The following is a 353-nucleotide window of genomic DNA, read 5'->3' on the forward strand; positions in this document are numbered from 1 at the left end:
GTCCTTTTGTTCAAGATGTATTAAAGAAAGCAGCAACACTTGATATTAAATATATTTGTCCATTACATGGTCTTGTATGGAGAAGTGATTTTGGATATCTGTTGGAAAAATATGACAAGTGGAGCAAATATGAACCTGAAGAAACAGGTGTAATGATAGCATATGCATCAATGTATGGAAATACGGAATATGCAGCACAAGCACTTGCAACGGAATTATGCGAAAAGGGAATGACAAATGTAGTTATTCACGATGTATCAAACACACATGTATCGGAACTAATATCAGATACGTTCAAATACTCTCATATAGTTCTTGCTTCAGTAACTTATAATCTTGGAATTTATCCTGTA

At 33.7% G+C, this 353-nt stretch carries 1 protein-coding gene; it reads left to right on the forward strand.

What is annotated here, in order from left to right:
- Positions 1-353, forward strand: a 353-nt coding sequence (locus EII23_RS12590; RefSeq protein ID WP_148091303.1) for a flavodoxin domain-containing protein, incomplete at both ends; no start/stop codon positions are given.

Source organism: Desulfovibrio sp. OH1186_COT-070, assembly GCF_003860215.1.
Classification (GTDB): domain Bacteria; phylum Desulfobacterota; class Desulfovibrionia; order Desulfovibrionales; family Desulfovibrionaceae; genus Desulfovibrio.